The 14,578-nt window shown below is 50.0% G+C and carries 10 protein-coding genes; all 10 read left to right on the forward strand.

From position 1 onward, the window contains the following. Window positions 1–72 precede the first annotated feature (72 nt). The 10 genes from QZ371_RS07090 (at window position 73) to QZ371_RS07135 (ending at window position 14,202) form a co-directional block, all read left to right on the forward strand. Window positions 73–2,160: a hypothetical protein gene (locus QZ371_RS07090; RefSeq protein ID WP_295211084.1), complete on the forward strand. Its 2,088-nt coding sequence runs from the start codon at window positions 73–75 to the stop codon at window positions 2,158–2,160. Between the two features lie 148 nt (window positions 2,161–2,308). Further along, the gene (locus tag QZ371_RS07095; RefSeq protein WP_295211086.1) at window positions 2,309–4,345 is read left to right on the forward strand and encodes a DUF4430 domain-containing protein; all 2,037 of its coding nucleotides are present in this window, start codon (window positions 2,309–2,311) and stop codon (window positions 4,343–4,345) included. A 2-nt stretch (window positions 4,346–4,347) separates the two neighbouring features. Next, window positions 4,348–6,147: a prenyltransferase/squalene oxidase repeat-containing protein gene (locus tag QZ371_RS07100; protein WP_295211088.1), complete on the forward strand. Its 1,800-nt coding sequence runs from the start codon at window positions 4,348–4,350 to the stop codon at window positions 6,145–6,147. Between the two features lie 9 nt (window positions 6,148–6,156). Then, window positions 6,157–7,119, forward strand: a complete 963-nt coding sequence (locus tag QZ371_RS07105) for a MoxR family ATPase (RefSeq protein WP_295211090.1) — start codon at window positions 6,157–6,159, stop codon at window positions 7,117–7,119. Further along, on the forward strand, window positions 7,116–8,123 hold the full coding sequence (locus tag QZ371_RS07110; protein WP_295211092.1) for a DUF58 domain-containing protein: 1,008 nt from the start codon (window positions 7,116–7,118) through the stop codon (window positions 8,121–8,123). Before QZ371_RS07105 ends, QZ371_RS07110 begins: the two co-directional genes overlap by 4 nt. 105 nt (window positions 8,124–8,228) lie before the next feature. Beyond that, window positions 8,229–10,358: a transglutaminase family protein gene (locus QZ371_RS07115; RefSeq protein WP_295211094.1), complete on the forward strand. Its 2,130-nt coding sequence runs from the start codon at window positions 8,229–8,231 to the stop codon at window positions 10,356–10,358. 26 nt (window positions 10,359–10,384) lie between these two features. Beyond that, the gene (locus tag QZ371_RS07120; protein WP_295211096.1) at window positions 10,385–10,948 is read left to right on the forward strand and encodes a DUF4430 domain-containing protein; all 564 of its coding nucleotides are present in this window, start codon (window positions 10,385–10,387) and stop codon (window positions 10,946–10,948) included. Continuing rightward, complete coding sequence (locus QZ371_RS07125; protein ID WP_295211098.1) at window positions 10,945–11,817, forward strand: energy-coupling factor transporter transmembrane protein EcfT; 873 nt, start codon at window positions 10,945–10,947, stop codon at window positions 11,815–11,817. Before QZ371_RS07120 ends, QZ371_RS07125 begins: the two co-directional genes overlap by 4 nt. Then, window positions 11,790–13,502, forward strand: a complete 1,713-nt coding sequence (locus QZ371_RS07130; protein WP_295211100.1) for an ABC transporter ATP-binding protein — start codon at window positions 11,790–11,792, stop codon at window positions 13,500–13,502. Before QZ371_RS07125 ends, QZ371_RS07130 begins: the two co-directional genes overlap by 28 nt. A 1-nt stretch (window position 13,503) precedes the next feature. Then, window positions 13,504–14,202 (forward strand): ECF transporter S component, encoded by a 699-nt coding sequence (locus tag QZ371_RS07135; RefSeq protein ID WP_295211101.1) that lies wholly within the window; start codon window positions 13,504–13,506, stop codon window positions 14,200–14,202. The last annotated feature ends 376 nt before the right edge of the window (window positions 14,203–14,578 follow it).

Raw genomic sequence — 14,578 nt, forward strand, 5'->3', positions numbered from 1 at the left:
GAAGGCTTTTCTTTTTGGATATGCTGGTACCAACGCTGAAAAAACAAGAAAAACTGAAAGGACAGAAGTGTAATGAAAGCGAAGAAAACATTCACAAAGGCTGTAAGCTGCACAGTTGCGGCTGCTCTCAGCCTTGGCGTTTGCGTAAGCACTAGCGCAAGTGCATTCGTTCCCGACGGAACAAACAACAGCGTCTCAAAAACAGCTCTTCCAAACAGCGCAGACAACGCTGTTCTCAACTGGGCAACAAAGGTTGGCACAGGCTGGACGGATTCTCCTTCCCCTGTAACTATCGTGGGCAATGACCTTGTTTTCACATCGGGCGATAAGCTTATGAGAATGAACAAGGACACAGGCGTTATCGACAGCACAGTCGGCCAGCGTGCAGGCACGAACAGCTACGCTATCCAGCCGCCAACATATGCTGACGGTATGATCTTTGTAGGCTTTGACGGCGGCGTGCAGGCATTTGACGCCGAGACTCTCAAGTCTCTTTGGGTATACAACGACGAGCTGGGCGGACAGGCTGTAAGCCCTATCTATTATAACGACGGCTGTATCTATACAGGCTTCTGGTCAAGCGGCTGGTCTGAAACAGATACAAAGAACTATGTTTGTATCGACGTTAAGGACGAGGACCCTAACTCTGAGACAGAGGCAAAGTCCGCTAAGTGGACATATGCAAGCGAAGGCGGCTTCTATTGGGCAGGCGCTTATGCAAACGACAATTTCGTAGTTGTCGGCACAGAGGACGGCAAGACAGGCGCAACAAGCCCTGCAAAGGCTGTAACTTTTGATAAGGAAACAGGCAAGGTGCTTGACAGCGTTGACAGCATTTACGGCGACGTAAGAAGCTCCGTTACATATGACGCCGCAACAGACGCTTATTACTTCACCTCAAAGGGCGGACATTTTTACAGCGTTAAGATCGACGACAACGGCAAGTTCTCTGATCTCAAAGACCTTGATCTTGGCGCAGCTTCCACATCAACACCAACAGTCGTTGACGGCAGAGCTTATGTTGGCGTAAGCGGTTCAGGCTGGGGACAGTATAACGGCTGCGGTATCGACGTTATCGACCTCGACAGCTTTGGGATCGCTTATAAGGCAGAAACAATGGGCTATCCTCAGACATCTGGACTTGCTTCTGTAAACGAGGACGGCTATACATATGTGTATTTCGTTGAGAACACTTCACCAAGCGAGATCCGCTATGTAAAGGATAAGAAGGGCGTAACGGAAGTTCTTGACGCACAGACAGAAAAGGGCAAGACTTGCGCTCCTGTACTTTTCACACCAACAGGCGCACAGGCTCAGTACGCTATCGCTGACCTTGTTGCAGACGATGAGGGCACTATCTATTTCAAGAACGATTCAAGCTATATAATGGCTATCGGCGCAGAGGTAAAGAACATCACAGTTGAAACAGCCGAGGGCAAGACCCTTTACAAAGAGGGCGAAAACTTTGACCTTGCAGGAATGAAGGTCTATGCAGAGCTTGCAAACGGCGTAAAGAAGGATATCACAGACAAGGTGACATTTGACGACAGCGCACTTTCACTTGACGATACTTTCGTAACTCTCACATACAATTACGGTCTTTACAAGGATACTGCAAATAAGGGCGAAAAGACCACAGCAGGCGTCGCAGTTGACCCGGCTGAGGCAACAGTTGACGTTAACGTCCTGAGCGAAGCTGATTACAACAGCGTTGACGAAGTAATCAAGGCTATCGCAGGTCTTGGCGACATCACACTTGACAGCGAAGAGGCTGTAAATTCCGCAAGAGCAGCATATGAAGCTTTGGGCGACCTCAAGGTATATGTTTCAAACATCGACGTGCTCACAGCTGCCGAACAGAAGATCGAGGATATCAAGAACTCTTCATCATCTGAGGAAAGCTCCGATTCCGACAAGGATTCAAATTCCGACAGCAGCTCAGAGGTAACTTCTGATTCTATCGCCGACAGCGACAGCACAAGCAGCGCTGATTCAGCTTCAAACGCTGACAGCAAGACAACTTCTGACGCTTCATCTTCAAAGGCAGCAAACAGCGCTTCATCTGCAAACCCTTCCACAGGTATGGCAAAGAGCCTTTGCTTCGCAGGTCTCACAGCAGTTATCTGCGGCGCACTTGCAGCTTCAAAGAAGAGAAAGTAAAAGTAAAAATTAAAAGCAACAAGCTAAATAAAATAACACATTTTTGTTAAATTTTGCAGGATACTCGCCCCCGAATTTCGAGGGCGGGCATTTTGCGTATTTAACGTTTTTTAGGAGTAACAAAATTTAGCATCAAACGGAGACTTTTATGAAAATGCAAAAAGTGCATATGGAAAAAAGCGGACAAAACAGGGCTTCAAAAAGGCTTTTGGCTCTGTCGGCGGCAGCGGTGATGATTTTCGCTGCGGCTTTTTTCTGTGTGCATTTTTATAATTTTGCAAGCTCCCACACCCCCGAAAATCCTTTCGCCGACCTGTCGCAAAGTATGACCCAGTATGAAACTGAGGGCGAAAAATATGAGACCGATACCACATCTCGGCGACAGGATTCTGCCGACAGCTCTCAGACTGATGATGATACCAATACTGATACAAATTCTGACAGCAAAACTGAAACCGATACCACATCAGTTTCACAAAATGACAATGTTTCGGATAATATCGGCGGCAATGTTGATACGCCAAATGGAATATCAAACGGCGGAAACAGCGTAAATACGCAGCAAAAGGGCGATAAAAAATCTGAGGACAGCAACGTTACAAACAAAAAACCAAATTCAAAAACTGAAACCGATACCACAAAGTCGGACACGGAATATTTCACAACTTCAATAAAAGACGGCGAAAAAGTGGAGAAAACTGACTTTGCTTTCACCATAACCCACAAAAGCAAGTCGCTGACTGTAAAAAAAGTTGCGGTGTCGGTCAATGGCGACGAGCTGCCCCAGTTCACGGGAAAATGCACGCTGAAAGAGGGGAAAAACACCATTCGTGTTGCGTGCACTTATACCGACAAGTCGGGCGAGGTGAAGCGTGCCTACAAGGACTACACGGTTTATTGCGATCTGGGCGAGATCACCATTGAGACCAGCCTTTCGGACGGCGATATTGATACCGACAGCGATAGTCTTGAGTTTACAGCATTTGCCTATGTCGGCAAAGAAAAGCTTTCGCCTGCCGTGAGCCTTAACGACGAAAAGCTGGGCGATACTGCGGACGGACGTTATTCTGTGACCCTTTCAGAGGGCGAGAACATCATCAAAATTTCCGCCGAAAAGGGCGAAAAAAAGGCGGAAAAGACCTATCGTGTGACATATACCAAAGCGGAATTTTCCATCGACACCGACCTTTTTGACAGAACTGTCAGCGACGAAAATTTCGGCTTTTATGTGAAAATGAAAGGGCAAAACGGCTCGGCAAAGCTGACTGTTGCTTTCAACGGCAAGAATATCAGCGGCGAAAACGGCGCTTATAACGTGACCCTCAAGACGGGGGCAAACCGAATCCGTGTCCGTGCGAAAGACGGCGAAAAGCTTATCGAGCAGACTTTCACCATAACTTTCACCCCTGCGGCGACTGACGAGACACGGCCAAAGCTGACATATATAAACATTTCTGACAATATGACTGTCAAGGGTACGGGCTTTACGCTGCGGCTTTATGCTGAGGACTATCAGGGCGGACGAATTTACGCCGACAGCACGGAGGTCTATCTCAACGGCGTTTGGCAGAGCTATCTTGCGCAGGACAGCCAGTCAGTTTATTATCTTGACCTCAAGGGCGGCGCAAATCTGCTGGAAATTCGCATTTATGACGGCGAGGGGCGCTATGCGGACTTTGCCTACACCATAAACTGCAGGTTGGCGGCTGACGGCGAGCAGATCGGCACGGTGAAAATCTCCTTTGACGCAAACGTTATCGGCCTTGGCCAGCTTGCAGGGGAGAGCGAAATTCCCATTTATCAAGGCGAAAACGGCTCCGACGCAATAGAGCGTTTTCTCGAGCAAAACGGCTTCACAGCGCACTTTACAGGCCCTTCAAACTCACGCTATCTCAGCCGAATCTACAAGGACGGGGCCTTCGCAGGGGGACAGATCGACAGACAGCTTTCGGGATATCTCTCGGCGGACGGCATTGGCGAAAACGGCGTGCAAAATGCAGACAGCCTTGGCGAAATGGACTACACAAACGCCTCGGGCTGGGTCTATACGGTCAACGGCGAAATGACAGGTTATGGAATGTCACGGGTGAATTTCTCTGACGGCGACGTCGTAAGGCTGGCGTTCACGCTTGCTTACGGCAAGGATATCACAGGTTCGCAGAATAGTTACGACAGGGTGTGGTAAAAATGGATATAAATAGCACGGACGTGGTGAAAAAACGCTGGGCGATCTTGGCGACAATGATTGCGATAATATTGACGATTGCGACTTTTGCGCCTGTTTTCGGCATTAGCGCACAGGCAGACAATTCTAAAAATACTTCGGACGAGCTTATCGCAAGCGCAAAAAATGTTATAGATTGGGAAAAAGAGCGCTACGGCATTGAGAAGTCGGGAAAGCTTTTTTCGGGGGATTTCCTCGAAAATGCTGGCTCTGCACAGTCGGATTGGTTCGCTATCGGGCTGTCGAGATTCGGCTTTGATGATGATTATCAGGCCTACCTCGGTGCACTTGGGGAGGCCGCAAAGCGGCTTTCTTACAGCGATAAAGCCACCGATTGGCACAGGACAGCCATTGCGGTGTGCGCAGTTGGCGGCGACCCGACGGATTGCGGCGGAGTTGATTTGGTAGAAAAAGGCGTTTATGGCAGAACGGAAGAAAATTCCGTTGGCAAACAGGGCGCAAACGGCTGGATATTCGCACTTTTGACCCTCGACACAATGGGCTTTTTCACACCTGAGGGCGCAGTTTTTGATCGTGAAAGGCTGATAAAGGAAATTTGTTCCTGTCAGAACGCCGACGGCGGTTTTTCTCTCAGCGGGAAAAGTTCTGACGTTGACATAACCGCAATGGCGGTGCAGGCGTTGGCGGTCTATCAGGACGACTTCACGAGGTCTGATATCACGGCGGCGGTGGATAATGCCCTTTCTTATCTCAGCGAAAAGCAGGGTGCGGACGGCTCATTCGGAAGCTGCGAGGCTGACGCACAGGCGATAATTGCCCTTTGCGCCGCTGGTGTGGATATCGAAAATGACGAGAGATTCACAAAAAATGGTACAAACATTTTGCAGGCTTTGCTCAGCTATCAGAATTCTGATGGCGGATTTGCGCATTTGGCAAATGGCGATTCGGACGAATACGCTTCGGGACAAGCCCTTTGCGCACTTGCGGCGGCGGAACGTCAGCGGCTCACAATGCGCAGGATATACGATTTCCGTGAGGAGCTTTCGGTTCTCCAGCGTGAAAAGCTTGACGGCACAAACGGCAGGCTTTCAGCTTTGGCGGACGCCGATGAGGACACAGCCTACGCCGCAGTCAAGCTTTTTAACGATCTCGACTGCGACGAGCGCACCTATATAAAATACGGCAGAGAGCTAAAAGCCGCCGCTGAAAAGTTCGGCATAGCCCTGAGCGACAGAGATTTTACAGCGGAGCTTTGCCAGTCGGAGCAGACCACGGGCTGCATATTCAGTATCGAAAAGACGGAAATTTACAAAGGCGAAAGCGGCTTTTCCGATGATGATCTTGCACAGTATGAAAAGCTGAAAAAAAGCGGAGCAGGCTCGGCGGACTGCACGCTGGCGGCGGTGCTGCTTTCAAAGGCAAAGGCGGACGAAAGTCTTTCTGATAGGGAAAATATCATCGCCGATCTTGAAAAGCTCAGCCAACAAGCGGAGGAGCTTTACAGCGAGGTCTGCGACCTTAACAAATTGATATCTGAGCGGCTTTATCCTGTCGAGACCGTGGGGAATGATAAAGCGAACAGGGAGCTTTTGAAGTCCACGGCGGAGCGTATAAAGGCGCTTCCAAAGGCTGAACAGCAGAAAGTCACGGCGGAGGAGGATATCCTAAAAGCCGCTGAAAATGGCTCTGAGACTGTTATTATCGTGATGATCGGCGTGATAATTTGCGCTGGCATTGTGACGATAGTTGCGGTAAAAAAGTTCAAAAGCAAGGGCAAAAAGTCTCAAATTTTGGAAAATTGAGGTGTCGATATGCACAACACAAAAGATAATACAAACGAGCTTCACGCTATCACGGCGGAGGTAAAAAAAGTCATTGTCGGCAAGGACAAGGTAGTGGACAAGGTGTTTGCGGCGGTGCTTGCGCAGGGTCACGTTTTGATGGAGGACGTGCCGGGTGTGGGCAAGACCACACTTGCGGTGGCGTTTTCAAAGGCGCTGGGGCTTGAATGTAAGCGTATTCAGTTCACCCCTGACACGGTGGCTTCCGATATCACGGGTTACACGGCGTTCGACAGGCAGGCAAACGGCTTCACTTTTCACAGCGGTGCGGCGATGACAAACATTTTGCTTGCGGACGAGATCAACAGAACGTCGGGCAAGACCCAATCTGCGTTGCTTGAAGTAATGGAAGAAAAAGCCTGCACAGTTGATGGCAGGACTTATCCGCTGCCAAAGCCCTTTGTGGTGCTTGCAACGCAGAACCCTGTTGGCTCTATCGGCACGACTGCGCTGCCTGTTTCACAGCTTGACCGATTTATGTTCCGCCTTTCAATGGGATATCCTGACAGGACGGCGATGAAAAATATTATGGCGGACAGAAGCGAGGCCGACCCGTTGGCGGCGGTCAAGGCGGTCTGCGATGCTGAAAAGCTTATAAAAATGCAGGAAAAAGCTAAAGCCGTGTATGTTGACGACGCAATTTACGATTATATCACGGCGCTTTGCGAGGCAACACGTTCCAGCGAGCTTGTGAGCCTTGGCGTGTCGCCGAGAGGTGCGCTGGCGCTTTGCCGTGGTGCGAAAGCTTGGGCGCTTTACAATGGCCGTGAATATGTTGTGCCGCAGGACGTGAGGGAGCTTTTCTGCGACGCCTGCGCCCACAGGCTGGTGCTTTCGCCAAAGGCAAAACTTTCAGGGGCAAAGGCAGAGGATATTTTGGCGGATATCTTGAAATCCACGCCCTGCCCAGAAAATGCGGTGAACGCTCGATGATATCGGCGAATGTGTCGGCAAAGCTCGCAATTAGGCGCATTTTGCTTATGGTAATGGCGGCGGTGGGGGCGCTAATGCTCAAATGGCATATTATCGCTGGGGCTGTTATTATCGTCATTGAGCTGGTTTTTCTGCTGTTTTCGGCGGCGGAAAATCTGCTTTGCAAGGAAAAACTTTCGGCTAATATCCAAAGCAAAGCCAATGGTCTTAAAAATTCTGCGGCTGATATCGGGCTGAAATTTTCGGGCAAGGCTGGGCTTTATAAGGGTCTGCTGAAAGTGGAAAATCTGTTGACGGGGGAGAAGATTTGCCGCAAAGTGCAGTTTGAAATTTTGGCTGAAAATGGCGATATCCCACAGCTTGAAGTTGAGATAACGAGCGAAAACTGCGGAAAATTGGCGTTTTCATTTGAAAAGCTGCGCCGTTATGATATGCTTGGGGTAACATTTCGGCGGATAAAGTGCGATGTAAAGGGCGCTTTCATCGTTATGCCCGACCCCGACAGCGACTTTGCCCTTGAAGAGCCAGAGCTGCGAAACGCCATTGAAAGCGACGGATTTAGCCAAGAAAAAGAGGGTACAGACCACAGCGAACCCATCGGGATCCGTGAATATCGTCAGGGGGACAGCTACAAGGCTGTGCATTGGAAAATGTCCTTTCGGCTGGAAGATATTTACGTCCGTGAATACGGCGAGCCTGTCACGAACTGCATTTGCATATATGTGGAAACTAGCGGCGATCGCCCATCAAAGGCTTATGACGGCGTTGCAGGGAAGGCGCTGGGGCTTTCAATGGCTCTGCTTGAGCAGGGAATAAACCATTATGTGGCATTTTACAGCTTTTCTGAGGATATGCCGATGATAGAATTGGTTGAAAACGACCAAAGTTTTGGCATCGCACTTGACAGGCTTTTATCCAGCCGACCGAAAGAGGCGGACGAAAAGTTCGGGAGCTTTGAAGAGCTCTTCGAGGAAATGGGAGTTTCAAGGATAATACGAATTTGACAAATGTGAAACCATATGAAACCGCACGAAAAAATGTGAAATTATATGAAATAAATGTGGTATCGGTTCCACATTGGTTAGCAACAGAAATCAGAGGTGAGAAAAATGACGCTTGATATCAAAGTCAGTAATAAACTCCAAAGCCGTGGCGAGGTCGGCGAGAGTTCGGGAAGCGGTTTGCTATCCAAAATATTGCAGATGATATTCTGCGGCGTTTTTCTTTTTGCTCTGTGCGAAATGTTCGGGCTTGGCGCTGGGGCGACTTTGGCTGGATTGGCAGGCTGGCTTGTGACTTGGGCGGCTTGGTGTTTGCCTTTGGGAAAGAAAAGGCGCTTTGGGGCGTTTGTGAATTTTGTGCATTTTATGCCCCTGATTGTGGTGCTGGCGGCGGACTTGATCTTTCACGAAAGCTTTGGAAAAAGCCTTGCAGGGCTTTTGAACTGCGCCGCAAAAAGCTATGGCGAGCATATGGGCGTTATAGTGAAAACCCTTGAAAACGTCGCAAATGCGACCTTTGCGGCGGTGACGGTGGCGGTGCTGGTGACGACTGTGCAGGGTATATTCTGCGCTCTTGAAAGCAAGGCGTTCAGCTTTGTTATGCTGGGGATTTTCTCGGGACTGCTTTTCGGTTTCGGCGGAGATAGCGTTATGGTCGCCGCTTTGGTGTATGTTTTTGGCATTTTGGCGCTGTTTGTTGGCAATGCGAGAAGCCTGCGGAACGCTTTTGGAAGGCTGCTGTCTGGGGCAATCGCTTTGGCGGTGTGCTTTGCACTTGATATCACGGGGGCGCTGGGGGCTTTGGAAAATGCTATTTCTGAGGATAAATTTGACAGCTCGGCAAGGTACGAGGTCATAATGGAAAAGCCTGCGCCTTTGTATCTTATCGAGAGCCGATTTGAGGTGGAGAATGCTGAGAGTTTTGCGTGGGAAAAGCTTTCAAACGCTGAGAAATTCGCCTTTGCGGACAGCTTTTACTGGCTTTACAGCTCGGGATTTTACCCCGAACTTCAGGCTTCCGATCTTAACAAAGCTATCGGTGTTGATGAAAGTGAAGCGGAACGGCAAAGTGTGACAATAAACATAAAAAACGGCAAAAAGGCGATCTATCCATATGGTATCACCAGCGCTGAGGGGGTGGTGACCGACGAGAAAAAGATCGACGGCGGACTTGAAAACAGCGCAAATTGGTACAAGCTGGCGGTGCCGGGCAATTATCTTAGCAAGCCCTCGGGGAGTTTTGCGGCGCTCCAAAGGGGCGGCGACGAGGTGGAAAGTTATCTCGACGTCGAAAAAGGTTATCGTGACTATGTTTACAAGACCTGTCTTGGGCTGAGTTCGGCGGACAGGCAGATGATCGCAAGCCATTTTGATCTTGGCGGCTCGGTGGGAAAGCTGGAGAGCCAAATGCTCAGCTTTTTTGCAGGAAATTGCACTCTTGACAAGGGGCTTTCATATGGCGGCGAGGGTTCGCTGGGGCGGCTTTTGGAGCGAGAGCTAAAGGGTGGCGAGGAGGACTTTGCGGCGGCGGCGGTGAAGATTTTCCGTGCAAAGGGCGTGCCTGCAAGGCTTTGCAGGGGGTATCTTGTTACTGACGATATGACCGATGGGCTGGCGGAAAATTCTGCTATCGAGGTCACGGCGGAGAATTTGCACTACTGGGCGGAATATTACAAGGACGGCATTGGCTGGCAGCCTTTTGAGGTCATTCCGGAATATGTTGGGCTTATCGACACGGACGATGAAGCTGTTAAGGCGGCGAAAACAGGCAAGACAGGCGGCGAGAGCCTTGCACCACGGGATGAGGAGATCACAAGGCAGGAAATTTTTGAGGAAAATAATGACACGGACAAGTCGGAGATATGGCTGAAAAAGGTGGTCATTATCATAGTCGCAGGGCTTTTAGCGCTTGCGATATTGGCGGCAGTCGTGGCGATTTTGGCTTGCAAGATTGCACGGAAGCGGCTTATGAAAAAGCCTGCGGACAAGCGTGTCAAGGTGATATTCACGGCGGCGGTTAAAAAGCTTTGCGGCAAGGATATCAGCAATTTGACGCCTTTTGAGCGTGGAAAAGATATCGAAAAGCGCTTTGGAAAGGGCATGCGTGACAAGTTCGAGGCGGCGGAAGAGGTCTTTGAAAAGGCGGCGTTTTCACGGCTTGACATTTCGGAGCAGGAAGAGCAGAGTGTTTTCGATTTTGAACAAGCGGCTAAAAATGCAAAAAATGTAAGAATGTAAAATAACGACAGTCGGGAGGGATAACGGTGAAAAAGGATATTGCGGTGCTTTTGGCGGTGGTGCTGCTCATCGGCGGCGCTTTCAAATTCGGGCTTATAAATATCCAGTCGGTGGAGGAATATTACAGCGTTCATTGTGACGATGTTGAAAACGCCGACAAGACCGTTTTTCTGACTGTCGATTGTTCGGACGTTATCCAAAATTACGATATGCTTGAGGAAAATCTTTGTGACGAGAAATTTGTGCCTTCTGACGGGAAGATAATCCCCGAGACGGAGTTTGTGCTCCTCGACGGCGACAGCGTTTTCGATATTCTCGATCGTGCGGCAAGAAGTCAGCGCATACCGCTTGACTATCAAGGGGCTGGTGACAACGGCTACAAGACCGTTTACGTCAAGGGGATAAACAACCTGTATGAATTTTCCTGCGGCCCGTCCTCGGGGTGGACTTACACGGTCAACGGCGAAAGCCCCGACAAGGGTTGCTCCCAATATATCCCCAAAGACGGCGACGAGATCGAATTTTACTATGTTTGCGACTACACAAAAAGCAACAAAAGCGATGTTGGCGAAGGGGGTGGCCGACGATGAAGCTTTCGACTTTTCACCCTTTGACTGCGCTGGTGTATTTTGCGGCGGTGCTGGTTGTGACGATGTTCTGCCTTAGTCCTGCGGTTGTGGTATGCTCGGCGGCTGGGGGGCTGTTGGCGGAATTTGCCCTGCGGCGTGATGTATGGCGATTTTTCAAGGACGTGGGGGCATACCTTGCGATGTGGGCTGTAATAACGCTGTCAAATCCGCTGTTTGTGCACAAGGGGCTCACGCCGCTGTTTTTCGTCAACGGCAGGGCTTACACGCTGGAAGCGCTGTGCTATGGCGCTGTTATGGGCGGCGGACTTGCGGCGGTGATAATGTGGTTCAAGGTGCTGGGGAAAATTCTCACGAGGGAGAAGCTTTTGTACATTTTCGGTCGCAAAACGCCTAAGACCGCCCTTATCATCACGGCGGCAATGGGCTTTATACCGAAGCTCAAAGGGCTTCACCGGCAGATATCAGACAGCTTGAAGTGCACGGGTTCGAACAATTCCGACAGCAGGCTGGACAGGTTCAAGACCGCCTGCGGAATGTTCACGGCGCTTTGTGCAGGCTGCCTTGAAAACGCCGCAGATGTGAGCATTTCGATGAAAGCAAGGGGCTTTTGCACGGGCAAAAGAAGCTTTGCACACGGCTTTAGGTTCAGACTTTTTGACGGGATATTCGCAGGGGCGTTTATATTGCTTTTCGTGATCGTGATGATCGAGCGGAGCAGGGGGGCGCTTTTGGCGGAATTTTATCCACGATTTGAGATATTCGAAAAGGGCGCTTTGGGCGTAGTGGCGTTTGGAATATTGTGCGCAATGCCGTTTATTTTGGAAGTAAAGGAGCGTTTGAAATGGAAATTCTTTCTTGCAAGGGCTTGAGTTTTGCATACAAGGACAGCGAGGATTTCGCCCTTGAGGACTGCGCATTTGCGGTGGAAAAGGGCGAAAAAGTTCTGCTTTGCGGACTTTCGGGCAGCGGAAAATCAACGCTTCTAAAGCTTTTGAAGCGAGAGCTTGCGCCCATTGGCAGGACAGCGGGTGAGATAAGGCTTTTCGGCGCTTCGCAAGAGGGCGTTTCGGAGCGTGAGAGCGCAAGGCGTATCGGCTTTGTTATGCAAGACCCCGACGCTCAGACCGTTTGCGACAAGGTATCGGCGGAGCTTGCGTTCGGGCTGGAGAACCTTGGGGTGAAAAGCGGCGAGATATTGAGCCGTGTTGGCGAAATGGCGGCGTTTTTCGGCATCGAGCGGCTTTATGATCGGGATATTTCCACCCTTTCGGGGGGGCAAAAGCAGCTTGTGAACCTTTGCGCCGTTATGGTGATGAACCCCGATATTTTGCTTTTGGACGAGCCTACCGCTCAGCTTGACCCTGTTGCCGCAAGGGATTTTTTGTCCATTCTCGAGCGGCTTAACAAGGAGCTTGGCTTGACGGTGATAATTGCGGAGCACCAGCCCGAGGGTATTTTTGACAGCTGCGACAGGGTGCTTTATATGGAAAATGGCAGGGTGAAGCTTTTTGCTGAGCCGAAAAAGGCGGCTGAATATTTCGCCGACAACGGGCTGACGGAGTTTTTGCCGAGGTCGGCGGCGGTTTTTGAGGGTATCGTTAATGGCGAGCTGCCACTCGATGTTAGAAGTGCAAAAAGGCGGTTTGCGGAGATCGTTGAAGATAGCGTTGGCGACAGAATGACGGCGGAGCAAGTGGGACGTCGAGGACGCCGTCCCCTACACCAGCAATCTGCTGAGGTCAAGAGCGATATGGTTTTGCAGGCGGAAAATGTTTGGCAGAGATATGAAAAGGATTTGCCCGATGTTATCAAGGGGGCTGATCTGCGGCTTTTCAAGGGTGAGTGTTACGGGCTTCTCGGGTCCAACGGCGTGGGAAAATCCACCTTTGTGAAAGTGCTTTGCGGTCTTGAAAGGGCTTATATGGGCAGGGTCAAGGTTATGGGCAAGGGGCTGAAAAGCTACAAAAACGGGGCGCTTTTTAGAAATATGCTGGCGGTTATGCCGCAGAAGCCTGTGACGATGTTCATTCGTGAGACCGTGAGGGAGGATTTTTTGCTGACACTCAGCCATATGGGCGGCAGGTTTGAGGAAAACGAGCAGGCGATACAAGATTGCGCAAAGCGGCTGGGCATTGGGGAGCTTTTGGAGCGCCAACCATATGATCTCAGCGGCGGAGAGATACAGAAATGCGCTTTTGGGAAAATTATGCTGTCCTGTCCGCAGATAATGATACTTGACGAATGCACAAAGGGGCTTGACGGTTTTGGAAAAAAGGCGCTTGGCGAGATCATTGAGGGCTTTAAGGCGGAGGGTATAACGCTTCTCATCGTGACCCACGATCTTGAATTTGCGGCGCAATACTGCGATCGCTGCGGACTTTTCTTTGAGGGAAAGATCGTTTCCGAGGGCGGTTCGGCGGAATTTTTCAGCAAGAACAGCTTTTACACCACAGCCGCCGCAAGGATAACCCGTGGCATTGCGGAGGATATTGTGACGGTGGGGCAAGCGAGAGAATATCTTGCAAGTTTGCATAAAGCGAAAGGTTTGGAATAGAATGGATAAAAAGGCAAGTGCAAAATTGTCCAACATAATATATCTTGCGATCGTGCCGCTGGTGTGTTTCGGGGGGATAGTGCTTTTTCGGGAGCGGTTTTATTCCTTTGTGACGGCGGTGCTGGCGATAATATGCCTTGGGGGCTATTTTCTGCGGTTCGAGCGGCGTGAAAGCTCGGCGGCGCAGCTTGTGATAATTGCGGCGATGACAGCGCTTTCGGTGTTCGGGCGGATATGTTTCAGCTTTCTGCCCGGTGTGAAGCCCTGCACGGCGCTTATCATCATCACGGCGATGTATATGGGCAGGGAGACCGGTTTTATGACCGGTGCGATGACGGCGCTCATCTCGAATTTTTACTTTGGGCAGGGTGCGTGGACGCCTTTTCAAATGCTGATATGGGGTTTGACGGGGTACGTTGCAGGAATGCTTGCGAATGTACTAAAGGGCAGGCGTTTAGTGCTCATCATATTCAGTGCAATTTCGGGCATAGCGTTTTCGCTGATAATGGACGTTTGGAGCGTGCTTTGGGCGGACAACGGGTTCAACCTTGGGCGATATCTGACAATGGTTGCTTCATCGGCTTGGTTCACATTTGTTTATGCGGTATCGAATGCGGTGTTCGTAAGGGTGCTTGAAAAACCGCTAGGCAGGGTGTTCGGGCGGCTCGGTAAAAAAGTGCGATTTTTTAGTGAGGAATGAGGAGTGAGGAATGAAGGTATCGCCTACGGCGATGATCTTTTTGTAGCGACCTTCGGTCGCTTTGAACTCTCGTTTGCTTTGACCTCTCGGTCGCTTTGAACTCTCGTTTGCTTTGACCTCTCGGTCGCTTTGAACTCTCGTTTGCTTTGACCTCTCGGTCGCATTGAACTCCCATTTGCTTAGAACTATCATTTGCTGTGTGCTTTTCGATAAAAAGGCTTGATTTTGTTTGATACTGTGGTATAATAGTAGGTGATCTTTTAAGTTTACTTCAGTAAACTTTGAGACTGTTGAAAAACACCAAAATAACGGGCGAACGCTGTTCGCCCCTACATATAAACAGCGTATTTACGCCAATTGTAGGGGAAAATTGTTG

This window comes from Ruminococcus sp. (assembly GCF_019423705.1).
Taxonomy (GTDB): Bacteria; Bacillota; Clostridia; order Oscillospirales; family Ruminococcaceae; genus Hominimerdicola.

Coding starts and splice junctions, on each gene's coding strand:
- QZ371_RS07090 (WP_295211084.1), top strand. CDS start 73: ATGAAAGCGAAGAAAACATTCACAAAGGCTGTAAGCTGCACAGTTGCG.
- QZ371_RS07095 (WP_295211086.1), top strand. CDS start 2,309: ATGAAAATGCAAAAAGTGCATATGGAAAAAAGCGGACAAAACAGGGCT.
- QZ371_RS07100 (WP_295211088.1), top strand. CDS start 4,348: ATGGATATAAATAGCACGGACGTGGTGAAAAAACGCTGGGCGATCTTG.
- QZ371_RS07105 (WP_295211090.1), top strand. CDS start 6,157: ATGCACAACACAAAAGATAATACAAACGAGCTTCACGCTATCACGGCG.
- QZ371_RS07110 (WP_295211092.1), top strand. CDS start 7,116: ATGATATCGGCGAATGTGTCGGCAAAGCTCGCAATTAGGCGCATTTTG.
- QZ371_RS07115 (WP_295211094.1), top strand. CDS start 8,229: ATGACGCTTGATATCAAAGTCAGTAATAAACTCCAAAGCCGTGGCGAG.
- QZ371_RS07125 (WP_295211098.1), top strand. CDS start 10,945: ATGAAGCTTTCGACTTTTCACCCTTTGACTGCGCTGGTGTATTTTGCG.
- QZ371_RS07130 (WP_295211100.1), top strand. CDS start 11,790: ATGGAAATTCTTTCTTGCAAGGGCTTGAGTTTTGCATACAAGGACAGC.
- QZ371_RS07135 (WP_295211101.1), top strand. CDS start 13,504: ATGGATAAAAAGGCAAGTGCAAAATTGTCCAACATAATATATCTTGCG.